The sequence below is a fragment of the Desulfoprunum sp. genome, assembly GCF_053613775.1.
Map to the genome: position 1 here is coordinate 981,210 of NZ_JBSHXH010000004.1, position 16,607 is coordinate 997,816.

General features: G+C 59.9%; 14 protein-coding genes. 6 read left to right on the forward strand and 8 right to left on the reverse strand.

Features of this window, described 5'->3' with window-relative positions; translation table 11 throughout:
* Positions 1–73 precede the first annotated feature (73 nt).
* The 5 genes from ACWGKN_RS08470 to ACWGKN_RS08490 all read left to right on the forward strand — a co-directional run bounded on the left by ACWGKN_RS08470 (position 74) and on the right by ACWGKN_RS08490 (position 5,792).
* Positions 74–1,399: an acetyl-CoA hydrolase/transferase family protein gene (locus tag ACWGKN_RS08470; protein ID WP_424252651.1), complete on the forward strand. Its 1,326-nt coding sequence runs from the start codon at positions 74–76 to the stop codon at positions 1,397–1,399.
* Between the two features lie 406 nt (positions 1,400–1,805).
* Complete coding sequence (locus tag ACWGKN_RS08475; RefSeq protein ID WP_052159795.1) at positions 1,806–4,010, forward strand: cache domain-containing protein; 2,205 nt, start codon at positions 1,806–1,808, stop codon at positions 4,008–4,010.
* A gap of 8 nt (positions 4,011–4,018) precedes the next feature.
* Positions 4,019–4,681 carry a response regulator transcription factor gene (locus ACWGKN_RS08480; RefSeq protein ID WP_035228068.1) on the forward strand — a complete coding sequence of 221 codons (663 nt, stop codon included), beginning with the start codon at positions 4,019–4,021 and terminating at the stop codon, positions 4,679–4,681.
* A 153-nt stretch (positions 4,682–4,834) separates the two neighbouring features.
* Positions 4,835–5,251, forward strand: coding sequence for a universal stress protein (locus ACWGKN_RS08485; RefSeq protein ID WP_035228070.1), 417 nt, complete (start codon positions 4,835–4,837; stop codon positions 5,249–5,251).
* A 73-nt stretch (positions 5,252–5,324) separates the two neighbouring features.
* Positions 5,325–5,792 carry a thioesterase family protein gene (locus tag ACWGKN_RS08490; protein ID WP_035228073.1) on the forward strand — a complete coding sequence of 156 codons (468 nt, stop codon included), beginning with the start codon at positions 5,325–5,327 and terminating at the stop codon, positions 5,790–5,792.
* A 148-nt stretch (positions 5,793–5,940) separates the two neighbouring features.
* Here ACWGKN_RS08490 and ACWGKN_RS08495 read toward each other — a convergent pair whose 3' ends face one another.
* The 5 genes from ACWGKN_RS08495 to ACWGKN_RS08515 form a co-directional block, all read right to left on the reverse strand.
* The gene (locus ACWGKN_RS08495; RefSeq protein WP_035228074.1) at positions 5,941–7,668 is read right to left on the reverse strand and encodes an aldehyde ferredoxin oxidoreductase C-terminal domain-containing protein; all 1,728 of its coding nucleotides are present in this window, start codon (positions 7,666–7,668) and stop codon (positions 5,941–5,943) included.
* A gap of 454 nt (positions 7,669–8,122) precedes the next feature.
* On the reverse strand, positions 8,123–9,304 hold the full coding sequence (locus tag ACWGKN_RS08500; protein ID WP_035228076.1) for an iron-containing alcohol dehydrogenase: 1,182 nt from the start codon (positions 9,302–9,304) through the stop codon (positions 8,123–8,125).
* 330 nt (positions 9,305–9,634) lie between these two features.
* The gene (locus ACWGKN_RS08505; RefSeq protein WP_452095036.1) at positions 9,635–10,981 is read right to left on the reverse strand and encodes a sigma-54-dependent transcriptional regulator; all 1,347 of its coding nucleotides are present in this window, start codon (positions 10,979–10,981) and stop codon (positions 9,635–9,637) included.
* Between the two features lie 5 nt (positions 10,982–10,986).
* Positions 10,987–12,180 (reverse strand): two-component system sensor histidine kinase NtrB, encoded by a 1,194-nt coding sequence (locus ACWGKN_RS08510; RefSeq protein ID WP_424254971.1) that lies wholly within the window; start codon positions 12,178–12,180, stop codon positions 10,987–10,989.
* Positions 12,180–13,328, reverse strand: coding sequence for an iron-containing alcohol dehydrogenase (locus tag ACWGKN_RS08515; RefSeq protein ID WP_035228082.1), 1,149 nt, complete (start codon positions 13,326–13,328; stop codon positions 12,180–12,182). The genes ACWGKN_RS08510 and ACWGKN_RS08515 overlap by 1 nt, the downstream gene beginning before the upstream one ends.
* A 452-nt stretch (positions 13,329–13,780) precedes the next feature.
* Here ACWGKN_RS08515 and ACWGKN_RS08520 point away from each other — a divergent pair, with 452 nt between their 5' ends.
* Complete coding sequence (locus ACWGKN_RS08520) at positions 13,781–14,230, forward strand: Lcl domain-containing protein (protein ID WP_035228085.1); 450 nt, start codon at positions 13,781–13,783, stop codon at positions 14,228–14,230.
* Positions 14,231–14,316: 86 nt separating this feature from the next.
* Here ACWGKN_RS08520 and ACWGKN_RS08525 read toward each other — a convergent pair whose 3' ends face one another.
* The 3 genes from ACWGKN_RS08525 to ACWGKN_RS08535 all read right to left on the reverse strand — a co-directional run bounded on the left by ACWGKN_RS08525 (position 14,317) and on the right by ACWGKN_RS08535 (position 16,576).
* Positions 14,317–14,880 carry a flavin reductase family protein gene (locus ACWGKN_RS08525; protein ID WP_035228087.1) on the reverse strand — a complete coding sequence of 188 codons (564 nt, stop codon included), beginning with the start codon at positions 14,878–14,880 and terminating at the stop codon, positions 14,317–14,319.
* A gap of 190 nt (positions 14,881–15,070) precedes the next feature.
* Positions 15,071–15,526, reverse strand: a complete 456-nt coding sequence (locus tag ACWGKN_RS08530) for a hotdog family protein (protein ID WP_035228089.1) — start codon at positions 15,524–15,526, stop codon at positions 15,071–15,073.
* Between the two features lie 45 nt (positions 15,527–15,571).
* The gene (locus ACWGKN_RS08535; protein ID WP_035228092.1) at positions 15,572–16,576 is read right to left on the reverse strand and encodes an MDR family oxidoreductase; all 1,005 of its coding nucleotides are present in this window, start codon (positions 16,574–16,576) and stop codon (positions 15,572–15,574) included.
* Positions 16,577–16,607: the final 31 nt, after the last annotated feature.

Below are 16,607 nucleotides of genomic sequence, written 5' to 3' on the forward strand. Positions count from 1 at the left end.
AAGAAGAGAGAGCCCCCCCTGTCAGCCGATGGCAGCCGGTAACGAAGATCATTCCATGCCCAAGGAGATCACAGTGAAATACACAAGCCAACTCACCAGCAAGTTGATGTCGTCCAGTGATGCAGTCCAGATGATCAAATCGAATGACTGGGTGGACTACGCCTGTTTTCTCGCCACGCCCATCACCCTCGACAAGGCCCTTGCCAATCGGGTCGGCGAGGTCGAAAACGTCAAGGTCCGCTCCCTCGGCTTTCCCGGTCTGGCGGCGGTAGCCAAGGCCGACCCGGAGGGGAGGAGCTTCTCGTACAACAGCTGGCATTTCACCGGCGCCGATCGCAAACTCCACGATCAGAAGGTCTGCAACTACATCCCGCTGTGTTACCACGAAGGTCCCGGTTACTACGACAAGGCGGATATCACCACCGATGTCATGCTGCTCCGCACCACCCCGATGGACAGCAACGGCTACTTCAACTTCGGCGTCTCCAATTCCTTCACCTGGGCCCAGATCCGGGCGGCGAAAAAGATCATCGTCGAGGTCAACGAGAACATGCCCTACTGCTACGGCGGATACGAGGAGCGGATTCACATCTCCGAGGTCGACGCCGTGGTCGAAAGCGACAACGAGGCAATGTTCTGCCTGCCGGAGCCGAAAATCTCCGATATCGACGAGCAGATCGCCGAGATCGTCGTCTCCCGGATCACGGACGGCTCCTGCCTCCAGCTCGGCATCGGGGCGATGCCCAATGCCATCGGCAAACTGATCGCCAAATCCAATCTGCGCAACCTCGGCGTTCACACCGAGATGCTGTGCGACAGCTTCGTCGACATCTACGAGGCCGGCTGCATCGATAACAGCAAGAAGAAAAACGATATCGGCAAGATGGTCTACACCTTCGCCCTCGGGTCGAAGAAAACCTACGAATTCCTGCATCACAACCCGTCCTGCAGCAGCTACCCGGTCAACTACACCAACAGCCTGGAAAAAATCTCGGCCAATGACCGGGCCATCGCCATCAACAACGCCCTGGAGATCGACCTCTTCGGCCAGGTGTCGTCGGAATCGAGCGGCACCCGGCATATCTCCGGCACCGGCGGCCAGTTCGACTATACTTATGGCTGCTACCATTCCCGCGGCGGCAAGGCGCTGATCTGCCTCAGTTCGTCGGTGGTCGACAAGGACGGCACCAGGCACTCGCGGATCCGGCCCTTCCTCGAGCCGGGCACGATCACCACCCTGCCCCGGGTCTTTGTCAATTATGTGGTCACCGAGTACGGGATCGTCAACCTCAAGGGCAAATCGACCTGGGAACGGGCCCAGGCCCTGGTCTCGATCGCCCATCCGGATTTCCGCGAGGAACTGACCGAGAAGGCCAAGATGATGAACATCCAGATGTAAGACCCGCTCTCATCCGGGCGCCTCCCTCCTCCGAGGCGCCGCGGGTCTTTACCGGAAATGAAGGGAAAGGGCTGTGCCGGTTCTCCTCACTGCATGTCAAGTCCACCTGCCCAGACTGCACCCGGCAGGCCTGGACCCTTCATTCTTTTCCGCTGCATCGCCACCGTTTTTCCCCTTGCCCGCCGTCGCGATCATCCTGCGGCACCCGGTTTTTCCCTCGATCCCGCAGGCCCGGGACGGCCATGAAGGCGGGAGGACGATCGCCGCTTTCCCGCTCCAACGATTTCTGTTACAGATACTCTTACCGCGTTTGCCGGAGGTTGTTCCAGCGCTTGCGGCCCCTGACGATCGCCGGCGGTCCGCCGGCGGCAGGGGAAAGCGGCCACAGGTAGTGGAGGGAGGACATATGTTTGCAGGCACACGGATTCGGAACAAGCTCCTCTTTTCCTACTCGCTGCTCTTCATCCTGTCGCTGTCCATCGGTTTCGCCACCGTCTATGTGATCGTCCGCGACACGATCACGACCAACATCGAGAGCGAACTGCACAACACCACGACCTCGATCAACAACCTGGTGGGCAACGCCGCCACCGCTTCGATCAAAAACTACCTGCGCGGCATCGCCGAAAAAAACCTCGAGATCGTCGACACGTTCTATCGCGCTCAGCAGCGCGGGCTGCTGAGCGAGGCGGAGGCGAAGGAACGGGCCGCCGCCATCCTCCACAGCCAGACCGTCGGCAAGTCCGGGTACATCTACTGTCTCGACGGCAATGGCATCGTCGTCGTCCATCCGCAGAAGGCCGTGCTCGGCAGCGATGTCTCGGAGTATTCCTTCGTCCGCGATCTGCAGACGAAGAAACGCGGTTACCTCGAATACGACTGGAAAAATCCCGATGATCCGGCGGCCCGGCCGAAGGCCCTGTACATGGTCCACTTCGAGCCATGGGACTGGATCATCTCGGTATCCGCCTACCGGGAGGAGTTCAAGGGGCTGGTCAATGTCGACGATTTCAAGAAGAGCGTCCTCGACCTCAAATTCGGCCAGACCGGCTACGCCTTCATCCTCGACAGCAAGGGCAATGCGATCATCCACCCGAAGCTCGAGGGGGCCAACATCCTGACCCACGCGGGGATACCCAACGAGGCGCTGACCACGATCCTCAAGGAAAAAAACGGCCAGATCGTCTATCCGTGGAAGAACCCCGGCGAGACCAGGGCTCGCGACAAGCTGTGCATCTTCACCTATATCGACGATTATGACTGGATCGTCGCCGCCGCCAGCTACCACGACGAATTCTTCGGACCGCTGAAGACCATCGGCAGCCTGACCCTGGCGACCTTCGTCATCACGCTGATCCTGATCCTGACGCTGACCGTGAAGCTCAGCAACTCGATCACCACTCCCCTGCAGCGGTTGATGAACCACTTCGACAATGCCAGCCGCGGCGATTTCAGCCTGCGGATGACGACGGCCGCCAGCGATGAGATCGGTCAGCTCGCCGGTTACTTCAACCGCTTCATGGAACAGCTCACCGACTACAGCAGCAACCTGACACGGCAGATAGAGGTCCGCCGGGAGACCGAAAACAGCCTGCGCGAAAACGAGCAGCGCTATCGCTCGGTGATGGAATCGGCTGCCGATCCGATCGTCATCTACGACATGGAAGGAAAGGTGACCTATTTCAATCCCGCCTTCGAATCGGTCTTCGGCTGGCGCCTGGAGGAGTGCCTCGGTCACCGGATGGACCACTTCGTGCCGGAAGAAAACTGGCCGGAGACCACGGTGATGATCAACACCATCAAGAACGGCGGGATCCTGCCGGCCACCGAGACCCAGCGCTACACCAAATCCGGCGACATCCGCTCCGTCAGCATCAGCGGGGCGGCATTCCGGGACCACAACCGGAAACCTGCCGGCAGCGTCATCATCCTCCGCGACGTCACCGAACAAAAGCGGTTGACCAACCTGCTGATGGATATCGGCGACAATATCCGCCAGACCATCGGCCAGGACCTCCATGACGATCTCTGTCCGCACCTGATCGGCATCGGCGGCCTGGCCTCGGCGCTGAAGGCGACGATCGGCGACGAGAACGGCAAGGCCGTCTTCCTGGCGGAAAAGATCATCGAGCTGATCGACGAGGCCACCGCCAAGGCCCGCGGTCTGGCCCGGGGACTCTGCCCCGTCCACCTGGTTTCCTACGGCCTGCAGTCGGCACTGGGCGAAATCGCCGACCACACCCGGATGACGGCCGACATCCGCTGCACCTTCAAAGGTGACGAATCTCTCACCTTCACCAACAACACCCTTGCGACACACCTCTATTATATCGTACAAGAAGCAGTGAACAATGCGGTGAAGCACGCCGCCGCCACGGCCATCAACATCTCGCTGACCAGAAAGGAAGGCTACATCCACCTGCGGATCACCGATAACGGCCGGGGGATCGGCGAGCGCCGGGGCGGAATGGGGATCGGCATGCAGCTGATGAAATACCGGGTCCTGGCCATCGGCGCCTTCCTGGAGATCACCAGCGCCGAGGATGCCGGAACGACCGTCCATGTCGTCTTGAAGACCCCGGAAGACGAACCCGACAACATCAACGGCTGAGGAGCACGATGCCTCCGCGCAAGAAAAGCAGGATTCTGATCATCGACGACCACCCGATCTTCTGTCTCGGCATGAGCGAATTGATCAACAAGGAAGAGGATCTCGAGGTCTGCGGCAGTGTCGAGTCGATGAAGAAGGCCTGCGCCGCGATCGACGACCTCAAGCCGGACCTGGTGGTGGTCGACATCTCGCTGAAGGACGGCAACGGCATCGATCTGGTCCAGGAGATCAAGAAATCGCACGAGGGCCTGCCGATGCTGGTGCTGTCGATGTACGACGAATCGCTCTACGCCGAGCGGGCGCTGATGGCCGGGGCCAGCGGCTATATCATGAAGCAGGAGGCGATCCACAAGGTCGTCGAGGCGATCCGCCACATCCTCGGCGGCGACATCTACGCCAGCATCACCGTCAAGGAGAAAGTGTTCAAGCGGCTGACCTCGCAGCATGCCGGCGACAACCGGTCGCCGCTGGACATTCTCACCAATCGCGAGCTCGAGGTTCTGCGCCTGATCGGCGAGGGCTGTTCAACCAAGGAAATCGCCGACCGCCTGCACCTCAGCATCAAGACCATCGGCACCTACCGCGAAAATCTCAAGGAGAAGCTGAAACTCAAGCACTTCACCGGGCTGGTCAAGTTCGCGGTCCACTGGTCGAACAAGATCATGCAGTAGCCGGCCGGCACAAGCGGTGCCGAATCCCCCTGCTGCGGCGCCGGGGATTGAGAAGATCGAATCCTTCTGCTACAATCCGGCTCGCGAGCAACCATCCCGCAACCCGCTCTTCCCGCCCGATTCTCAAACCTTTAAACCCAACGGAGCGATGCGATGAAAAAAATCCTGCTGGCGGTCGACGGTTCCGACCACTCGGCGAAAGTGCTCGAGACCGCGATCGAATACGCCAGACTGATGGGCGCAATGATCCTCTTCGTCTACTGCCACGAAAAATTCCCGGCGATCCTCGGCGAACCCTACCGCAACAGGGAAATCGTCAAGATCCTGGATGAGAGCGAAAAAGTGGTGACCCCGTTCCTGCAGCGCCTCGCGGTCGAGAATATCCCCTTCGAGGACCGGATCATGGAAGAACCGGCGGCCAAAAGGATCACCGACATCGCCGAAATCGAAAAGTGCGATCTGATCGTCATGGGGTCGCGCGGCCTGAGCAACCTGGCGAGCCTGGTCGTCGGCAGCGTCACCCACCGGGTTCTGCAGACGGCCCCCTGCTCGGTCCTGGTCGTCCGCTAGGGCGGTAACCGAAAAACGTCGCGACCCGGGTCACCCGCCGGTGGTCATCGCAGTCTGGAGAAAAAGGAGAAAGATGGAAAAGAAAACGGACCTGCAGGACATGCTGAACCAGCTGGGGGAAACCTACCAGAATCGGATGCCCTTTCATCGCCTGCTCGGCATCCGCATCGTCAGCCTGACCCCGGACGATGTCCGGGTCAGGATTGATATGCGGGAGGAGTTGATCGGCAATTTCGTCCGCCGGATTCTCCATGGCGGCGTCATCTCGGCGGTCCTCGACCTGACCGGCGGCCTCATCGCCTTTGCCGAACTGGTGAAGCACCTGGGAGCGGTGCCGCCCGACGAACTGGCCAAACGCTTCGCCCGGGCCGGCACCATCGACATGCGGGTCGATTATCTGCGCCGGGGCACGGGCGAGTACTTTATCGCCACGGGCTCGGTCCTGCGCCGGGGCAACAAGGTCGCGGTGATCCGGACCGAATTGGTGAACGACCAAGACCTGCTGATCGCCGCCGGCACCGGCACCTATCTGATCATCTGATCCGGCCCCGGTGGCGTGAGCCGCCGCCGGCAGGGAAAACCGCGTTTTCTCGACGTCCCGCCTCCCCCGCCGGGGCGTCACGGAGATGATTCTCCCGTTACGTTCCGGAAAAATCATCTCGCATGGACGCCTGTCCCGTTGACCGGGATCAGAAATTCCAGAAGGAATCGATGGCGGCGTTGTCGATATCCCACACCACGTTGTGCGGGGCGATCGGCTCGGTGCGGAAGAACTCCGGCAGCCGGTCGTCGTGGCTGGTAAAACCGGCGGCCAGGTTGAAGGCCCGTTCGATCTTGAGGATCGTCTTGCCGAGGTTGGTGACGTCGTCGGCCGTCAGGGCGATGCCGAACCGGGCGTTGATCATGTCGATCAGCGCCGGCAGGCAGTTGGCGTCATCGAGGGCGGCGAAGGCGATGAACAGGCACATCCCGGTCGAGTCGATGGCGGCGGTGGCGATCTGGAGATTGCGCGACAGCTCGACCTGACCCTCGTTGCTGAGCGGATCGAGCTTGCCGCCGACCCCGAGGATATTGGTGGCGATGGTGTAGCCCATGGTGTGGTCCGCCCCCTGGGTCGAGGTGGCGTAGGTGATCCCGATTCCCTTGATCGCCCGCGGATCGTAGGCGGGAATGGCCTGGTTCTTGACGGTCGGCACACGGGTGATGCCGAAGGCCCGGCCGACGGCGCCGGCGCCGCCGCCGATGATCCGGCCGATGCCGGTGCCCCGGCCGACCTCCTCGCGCAGCATCCGGCAGACCTCGGCGCCGTCGCCGAACGGCAGCACCCCCGCCTCCATCGCCACCCCGAAGGCCACCGAGGTCTCGATGGTGTCGAGCCCGAGATCGTCCATGATATGGTCGGCCTCGGCGATATGGTCGAGATCGTCGACGCAGCAATTGGCCCCCATGGCCCAGATCGACTCGTACTCAAAGCCCGAGGTCAGGTATTTCTTGTCTCTGTTGTTGTAGAGCTGCGAGCAGTTGATGACGCACCCCGGATGGCAGTTGTGCTTCGGCTTGCCGTCCCGGGCGACGATGGTGTCGTACATGGTCTCGCCGGAGATCTTCTCGTGACCGGCAAACTGGCCGGAGGTGAAGTTCCGGGTCGGCAGGCCGCCGGCCTCGTTGATGATATTGACCAGGACATTGGTGCCGTACTGGCCCAGGGCCTGGCTGATGGGGTTGTCGATGAGGGCCTTGGCGAAGGCCCGGCTGGCGGCGAGGAAATCCTCGGGCCGGGCGATCTCGACCTTGGCCTCGCTGGCCTCGATCGCGATGAACTTGATTCCCTTGGAACCCATCACCGCCCCGAGTCCGCCGCGGCCGCAGGAACGGATCCGCGAGCCCGGGTCCTTGACCGAGATGTTGGCGGCGGTCATCTTCATCTCGCCGGCCGGACCGATGGAGATCACCCCGAATTTCTCACCCAGCCTCGCATTCAGGATCTGGACCACCTCGTAATTGCCCTTGCCGATCAGTTCCGCCTCGGCGGTGATCGTCACCCCGGCGGCGGTCACCTGCAGTCCGTACCAGGTGTCGGATTGCGGCTTGCCTTCGATGATCAGCGCCTTGACCCCCAACCGGGCCAGCAGCTGGGCGGCGGTACCACCGGAGTTGGCCTCCTTGATGGTGCCGGTCAGCGGGCTCTTGGCGCCGCAGGACAGACGGCCGGAATTGGCGGCCTGGGTGCCGGAGAGCAGGCCCGGCGCGATCACCAGTTTGTTGCCGACCCCGAGGGGGTGGCAGGTCGGTTCCACTTCGGCGGCGATCACCGTGGATGTCAATCCCCGGCCGCCGAGTCCCATCCATGCCGCCGGGACCTCTTCGATCACGGCGCTCAGATCGGTCATGTTGACACGAAAAATTTTGTCGGCCATTGCGTATTTCCTCAATAAATTTCAAACCCTCAGCGGGGATATGTCCAGGCGCTGAACTTCGCCTTGTGGTTCACACTATTTTTTTCGAGCCCTTTGCAGAATGACAGACCAATACCGTATGTCCCTCTCGTATCTCGGAGGACCGACATAATGTATGTTGTCATTTCGAGCGATAGCGAGAAATCTCGGTTTTCCGGACGATGAGATTTCTCCCTGCGGTCGAAATGACAGGATCGGGTCGAACTGACAGGATCGGGTCGAATCGACAGGATCGGGTCGAATCGACAGGATCGGGTCGAATCGACAGGATCGGGTCGAATCGACAGAACCTGCAGCAGCAATTCATTTTGCAAAAAACCTTTTCTCTACAGAATATTCAACTCAACCGGGTGTGGATAGGCCGGTGCCGGAGCACGTTGTCCATGCTCCAGCACCGTGGCAGCGCCGCTGTATATTAAAGGGCTGCCGTGTAGATGGCCATGACGTCGGCGTCCTTCGGACAGCGCGGATTGGTCAGACCGCAGGCATCCTTCTGGGCGTTGCCGGTCATCGTGGCGATATCCTCGGCCTTGACATCCTTGCCATAGCGCTTGCCGAGCTCGATCAGACCGGCGGGGATACCGATATCGGTCGACAGCTTCTGGATTGCCTTCAGTGCCAGTTCGGCCGCATCGCGGGGGGAGAAGCCTTCGACATTCTCGCCCATCAGCCTGGCGATCTTGACGAAGCGCTCCATCTTGGCAATCAGGTTGAAGCGGCAGACATGGGGCAGCAGGATGGCATTGCACTCGCCGTGCGGCAGATCATAGAAGCCGCCGAGCTGGTGGGCCATCGCATGGACATGACCGAGGCTGGCGTTGTTGAACGCCATGCCGGCGAGATACTGGGCGTAGCACATCCCTTCGCGGGCGACGATGTCGCTGCCGTTGGCCACCGCCGGACGGAGGTGGGTGGCGATCAGCTCGATCGCCTTCTCGGCCGCCGAGTCGGTCATCGGCGTGGCGATGGTCGAGACATAGGCCTCCACCGCGTGGGTCAGCGCATCCATGCCGGTGGCGGCGGTCAATGCCGGCGGCATGCCCATCATCAGCAGCGGATCGTCCACGGCGATGCCGGGGGTGACGCGCCAGTCGACGATCGCCATCTTCACGTGGCGGGAGGTGTCGGTGATGATGCAGAAGCGGGTCATCTCCGAGGCGGTGCCGGCGGTGGTATTGACGGCCAGGTAGGGAGGCATCGGTTTGGAGGATTTGTCGACGCCCTCGAAGTCATGGATCTTGCCGCCGTTGGCGATCACCAGACCGACGCCCTTGCCGCAGTCATGGGAGGAACCGCCGCCGAGGGTGATCAGGCTGTCGCAGCCGTTCTTCTTGTATACTTCGACGCCGGCGTGGACGTTGGTGTCGGTCGGGTTGGGAATGGTTTCGTCGTAGACCACATACTTCATCCCCGCCTCGTCGAGCAGGTCGGTGATCTGCTTGGTGATGCCGGCTCCGGTGATCCCCTTGTCGGTGACGATCAGCGGTTTGGTGCCGCCGAGGGCCTTGATCTTGGACGGGATCTGCTTGGCGGCGCCGATGCCGATCAGGGTGACGCTGGGAATGAAATAACCGTATACTTCTTCGCGAATAGCCATGGTGAAACCTCCGTTGTTCGATTGTGGTTTGTTTCAATCTGTGTGGTGCCCGGCCTGGATCCTTAGGCTGGACAGTGATACTATAGCAATTCGCGTGCCAATTTCAATACACTGTAATATCAATTATTTAGATGTATGATCTACCCAAATGATACGTCATATTGTCCCTCGGAGAACCGAATTCCCGGCAAAAATACTGTACGTCCGGGGATAATCTCATGAAAAATACAAGATACCGATGGGTTACGTCGGGGCGGGTCAGAAGGAAACAAACGCCGGGGGAAAATGGGTCAAAATGTCACAGTTCCCTGCCGGGCGGATGGCCGGCCTTCATTCCAGGGCGTACTGAGCCAGCTTGCGGTAGAGGGTCTTGCGGCTGACGCCCAGGGTTTCCGCGGTTTTCTGGCGGTTGCCGTCGTAGAGATTGAGAATTTTGAGGATATGATTCTTCTCGACCGATTCCAGGGTGAGGGCCGACTGCACCTCTTCCGCGGCGGAAACCAGTTCCCGGGGCAGACAGCGCTCGGTGATGATAGTGTTCTCGGCGAGGATGATCGACCGCTCGATGACGTTGCGCAGTTCGCGGACGTTGCCCGGCCAGGAGTAGCGGAGAATGCAGTCCATGGCCGTGTCGACGATGCGGTAAGCGGTGTTGTCGGGACTGAGCCGGGTGAGAAAATAGTTGACCAGCAGCGGCAGATCCTCCTTCCGCTCACGCAGGGCGGGGATCCGGATGGTGAATGCGTTGATGCGGTGGAAGAAGGCCTCGTTGAAACGGCCGTGTTCGACCTCCTCGGCAAGATTGCGGTTGGTGGCGAACAGGAAGCGGATATTGACCGTCCGCTCCTCCTTCTCCCCGACCCGCCGGAAGGTCTGGGTCTCCAGCACCCTGAGCAGGGAGGCCTGGACCTCGAGCGGCAGCTCGCCGATTTCATCGAGGAACAGGGTGCTGTCATGGGCAAAGGCCATCAGCCCCTCACGCGATTCGGTGGCGCCGGTGAATGACCCCTTCATATGGCCGAACAGCTCGCTGCGGGCCAGTTCCTTCTGCAGCGAGGCGCAGTTCTTGATGATCATCGGGCTGGCGGCGCAGGTCGAACGCTGATGGATCAGCCGGGCCACCACATCCTTGCCGACCCCGGAATCGCCGGTGATCAGCACCGGGATCCTCGCCGGGGCCACCTTGTTGATGAGAAACCGGATCTCGGCGACAGCCTTGGAGTTGCCGATGAATTGCACCTGCTTTTGCTCGAGACCGCTGGTATGACGCAGGATCCGGTTTTCGCGGGCCAGCAGCACCCGTTGGTGGGCCTTCTCCACCACCAGGTCGAGCTGCTCGAGGTTGAACGGCTTGCGGATGAAATCGCAGGCGCCGAGCTTCATCGCCTCGACCGCGCTGTCGATATCGCCGTGGCCGGTGATCATCACCACCTCGACATGGAGCACCTGCTCCTTGATTTTGATCAGCAGGTCGAGATCATGCACATCCGGCAGGCGCAGGTCCATGATAATGACATCGAACCACTGTTTGCGGATCATCGCCATGGCGGTGGCGGCGTCGGCAGCCACCACCACACTGCGCCGGTCGTTGGCCAGCTCCTTGAGCAGGAGCCGGCGGATCGGTTCCTCGTCATCGATGACGAGGATGCTGTACTTCTCGCTGTCGATCGGCTGCATGGGCCCTACACCTCGATCCCCGGCAGGGACACCTTGAACGAGGCCCCCCGGCCCTCCTCGCTCGTGACCGTTATCTCGCCCCGATGGTGCTTGACGATGGCGTAACAGGTCGACAGCCCGATTCCGACGCCCTTGCCCACCGGCTTGGTGGTGAAAAACGGCTCGAACAGTTTATCCTGGACATCCACGGGGATGCCGCACCCGGTATCCTTGACGGTCAGCTCGACCCCGCCTCCGGTGCGGGCCCGGGTGATGATGTCGATCTGCCCGCCCTCGCTGCTGGCATCGAAGGCGTTGGTGACCAGGTTGATGATCACCTGCTTCAGCTGCGACTCGTCGCCCATGATCTTCGGCAGGTCCTGGGGCAGGGAGGTATGAACCGTAATCCCGCGCCGCTCCTTGAAATGATGCTTGAGCAGGAACAGGGTGTCGTTGACGCAGCGGTTCAGATCGACCGGCCAGAGGCTGGAGGTCACCGGCCGGCTGAAGGTCAGCATCGTCTGGACGATGTCGCGGCAGCGGCGGCACTCCTTGACGATGGTGTCGGTATATTCCCTGAAATCGGCATATGTCTCCGGTTCCACCCGGTCCTGGATGCGACCGAGCCGGCGCCGCAGGCCTTCGGCGAAGCCGCTGATGGCGGTCAGCGGGTTGTTGATCTCATGGGCCACCCCCGCGGCCAGGGCGCCGATCGTCGCCATCTTCTCGGCCTGGTAGAACTGGGCCTGGAACTCTTTTTCCCGGGTGACATCGCGCTTGAACACCAGCACGCTGCGCTCGCCGGTGGGCGACAGCTTCAGCGGCGAGGCGATGATCTCGAAGTGCCGGAACTTGTTATCCACCTTATAGATGCAGAGATCCTTGACGATCTGGCCGAGATCGAGCGAGCGGAGGGCCGGGCAGTCGTCGCAGCGGCGGCTGCTGCCGCGGAACACCTCATGGCAGGTGCGACCGATGGGGTCGATGCCGGGAAACCACTCGGTGAACACATGGTTGACCTGCTGGATCCGCAGGTCTTCCGACAGCACCACCATCAGGTCGGTGATGCCGTCGAGCACCGCCTGGATCTCGCGGCGTTTTTTCTCCAGTTCCTGGTTGGAGGTCTTCAGCTGTTCGACCTTCTGCTGCAGTTCCTGGTAAAACCCCAGCTTGCAGTGCTCGATGCCGACCAGGTCTTCGAGGGTGGTCAGGGCAGTCATCACCACACCTCTTCGCAGATCTGCAGGAATTCCTGCCAGGAGGCGGGACGGGGATTGGTCAGGTTGCAGGCGTCGTTGACCGCCATCCGGCAGATCTGCTCGAGGTACTGCCTGTCCCCTTCATCGATCACCTGCCGCAGCCGCTGCGGCACATCGAACGAGGCGAAGAACGCATCGAGCCGGTCGATCCCGGCCAGCGCCGTCTCCCGGGGCGAACCGACCGTCCGATCGAGAACCACCCGGCCGATCTCGGCCATCTTCGTCTCGGCGTGATCGAGATTGAAGCGCATGACCGCGGTCAGCAGGATCGGGTGGATGACCCCGTGCCGCATGTCGAAATGGCCGCCCAGGGAATGGGCCAGGGCGTGCTCGGCGCCGAGACTGGCGTTGCTGAAGGCCATCGAGGCGGCGGTCGAGGCGATGCTCAGTTTTTCCAGGAAATCCATCGAGCGGGTCTCCACCGCCCGAGGCAGATAGCGGAGGATGAGATCGATGGCCTTCAGCGAATGCATGCAGGTAAACTCTGAGGAAATCGTCGAGATATACGCCTCGATGGCATGGGCCAGGGCGTCGACGGCGGACTGGATGATCAGGGTCTCGCTCTTGGTCTCGAGAATCAGCGGATCGACGATGGAGATATTGGGGACCAGGGTGCGGGTGATGATCGACATCTTCACCGCCCGCTCGACATCGGTGATGATGCAGAACTGGGAGATATCCGAACCGCTGCCGGCGGTCGTGGTGATCAGGACCATCGGCGGCAGCGGCCGGTTGACCCGGTTCGCCCCTTCGTAGTCCCTGATCCGGCCGCCGTTGCTGGCGATGATCGCCACCCCCTTGGCGGTATCCATCGAGCTGCCGCCGCCGATGGCGATGATCACATCGGCTCCGTTTTCGCGGTAGAACCGGGCGCCCTGCTCCACCTGAAAGTCACGGGGATTGGAACTCACCCCCGGGTAATAGACCCATTCGATCCCCTCCTTTTTGAGGATGTCCATCAGCCGCTGCACCCATCCGGCCTTTTCGATCCCGCTGTCGCTGACCAGAAAGACCTTCCTGGCCCCCAGGCGCAGGGCGCACTGGCCGGCATAGTTCAGACTTCCCCGGCCGAAGATGATCTCGGGGATGGCAAACTTGGTTACATCCATGGAGCGTATTCTCCTCACACAGAGTGGTTGTATCGGTGCATGACCTGCGGCAGGAGCGGCTGCCGCCGTTTGGCACCACCGTTCCTCGTTTGAGTACAGATGTGATATTTTTGAGCGCGATTGTCAATGGTGCAGTGGCCACGCCCCGCTTTCGGCTGTTCCCGATACTGGAGAGCAGTTGATAATCAGGCCATCGGCTGGAGGCCCTGTCGCAACCGTCATGGCCGCCTGCGGACACCACTCTATTTTATCTTATATATATATTTCATATACATATATCAATCTCGCCGCTCGTCGTATTTGACTTCGGGCGGCGAGTCCCCGATAATAAATGATAGCGCGGGGACATTGCAACAGCCGGATCGACGGCCAGATGATCAATGACGATGGCCGCCCCTTCCCGACTCGACCACCGCCGGTCAGCGATGGCCACGCCACGGAGGAGGTCCGCCATGACACATCGAACGCTGCTTTCCTGTCTTTTTGCCTGTATGGTGATCGGAAGCGCAGCCGTTTCGCATGGACGGGAGGAAAAAGGCCAGCTCCGGTCCCAGGGCAAGGAGATCTGTCAGGAGGTGCGATCGGGAAAGATGTGGCAGGTCGACAAAAAAAGCAGGTTCTCCAGCGCCCGGGAGGCCGAACGCTATGCCGCCGATCTGCAACTGGGAGGCTACGGCGATTGGCGTCTGCCCACCAAGGCGGAGATGTTCAACCTCGCCAGGATCTTTTTCTGGAAAAAGAACACCGACTGTGCCATGAACATGCGGGGTGATTTCTGGCTTGTCGATGATCGGGGCAAGACCTCTCCCGGCCACTGGGAGATCGATTACGCCTGCGGCCCCCAATACCGGTACATCAAAGCGATCCAACCAAAGGGGCATGTCCGGGCGGTGCGCCCGTGAGGCGGCATACTGCCCTTCTATGATGCCCCACGACAGTTCGGCGGAACGATGCGATCACCACACTGGTTCGTCGCCTGCCGAACCGTTTATTGTTTCAATCGTTTCCCGATATTCCACGCCCTGCCGAGCTTCTCACCGACCGCCCAATACTGGTTGTCCGGCATCGACAGGGTGAACGGATTGAGCTTGCTGATATCCACGACCTTGTCCGTCAGATACCGTTCTTCGGTGAACACCTCTTTCACTTCCCCGATATACAGTGTATTGAACGGCAGTTTGACCGTATCAAACAGCGACAACGACATCCCGACCGGGCACTCCTCGATCAGCGGGGCATGGCCCAGGCTCCCGAAGAACACCTTGAAGAGATCCGATTTATCGCTCTTGCCGCCGGAAACCATGCCGCAGTAATCAGCCTTCTCGATCAGCGAAATATCAGGGATGTTGATGCTGAATTCCCGGTTGGCGTCGATGCCTTTATTGGTATGGTGCGGGCCCAGGGCGATCGCAAACAGCGGTGGTTTGTAATTGACCCGCGACACCCAGCCGACGGCCATGAAGTTGGCCTTGCCGTCGACAACAGAGCCGACAAGTACCATCGGCATCGGATAGAGAAACGCGGCCCCGGGATCAATCGTAATTTTTGCCATAACTCTCACCCGTTGGTATTTGACAACAACAAAATGCGAACACAGGAAAATCCTCCGACGATAGCCATCTTCCGTTTCCAGAAAAGCAATCAGGTGAATTGACTGGGGATCAGATCATACGCCCAGATGTAGACCTGGAATTTTCGGCACCACTCGGCCATCAGCGCCGGATACTGCCGGTAATCTACGATCAGGCCATTCTGGTCACCATCATCGTTGTCTGGTATTCAATCACCTGTTGATCACGCTGATTAAACCCTTTGTTTTTGTAAATAAACAGGAATCGTTCCGGATTTTTGGTAGGACGAAGGTCAACGACTTCGGCTTCAGCGCGGAGGGTGTCGCCAAACACAACCGGAGAGGTAATTTTCATATTGTCCACGCCGATGTAGGCATAAATTTCATAGCCGTCTCCGGCGAGCAGTTCGGCAATCGTATCGGCATGATGGATCAGGCCATCAACCACGGTAAAAATAAGGGGGCCGGCCAGTGAGCGCTCCTTGAACCAGGTATTCCTGGCATATTCGGCATTGCTGTGTACCGCCATGTTGAACCAGGTGAGCTGATGCAGTATGGAAAAATCCCCCTTGTCGAGGGTCCTGCCGACACGACACGGAATTCTGGTTCCCGCGGCTACTGTACCCATATTTCCTCCTTTTGTTGTCTGTAAGGATAGTTCTCGACAGCTCTTTTACGCGTTGACATCGACCACGACATGACCGGTGATGTTCCCCGCCAGGAGTTCCTTGGCGTATCGGGGCACTTCCGCCAATGGTATGACGGTATTGATGGTTGCCAGGGCTTCATCCGTGATATCGGTCACCAATCGCTCCCACGCGGCTTTTCTCCGCGGTGTCGGGCAGCTCACCGAATCAACCCCTCGCAGGCTCACCCCTCGCAAAATAAAAGGCATGACCGTTGTCGGCAGGTCAAAACCGGCCGCCAGCCCGCATGCCGCCACGCAGCCGCCATATTTCATCTCCGCCAGAATTCTTGCAAGGACCATGCTGCCGATAGTATCGATGGCGCCTGCCCATTTCTGGCTTTCCAGTGGTGCCGGAGGCCTGGTCCATTCTTCCCCGCAGACAACCTCCCTGGCACCAATTTTTTGCAGATACTCGTGAATAGAGGGTTGCCGAGAGCGGGTGAGCGCCGTTACCTCGTACCCCAGCTTATTGAGAATGGCCACCGCGGTGCCACCCACCCCGCCGGTGGCACCGGTGACCAGGATCGGACCGCTGCCCGGTGTTACCCCGGCTTCTTCCAGGGTCATGACCATGAGCATGGCGGTGTAACCGGCGGTACCGATGTACATGGCCTTTTTCGTGTCCATCCCCTGTGGGAGATGAATGAGAAAATCGGATTTGATCCTGGCCATCTGAGAATATCCACCCCAGTATCGCTCTCCAACGCTCCAGCCATTGAGGATGACTTTATCGCCCGGATTGAATGCAGGAGATTTTGATGCAACCACCTTTCCCGCCAAATCCACCCCCGGCACGATTGGAAAGATGCGAAATATTTTGTTCCGGTTTGCAAATCCCAATCCTTCTTTATAATTGAGGGTTGAATAGTCGACCTGGATCAAAACATCTTCGTCAGGCAGGTCTGCTACGGTCAACTGTTTCAAGGATGCAACCAGTTCGTTTTCTCGTTTCTCAACCACTAGAGCTTTAAAAGAATCGTTCCTTGCCATTGTGCGTGCTCCTTGCGTGAAGGGAAGTTTG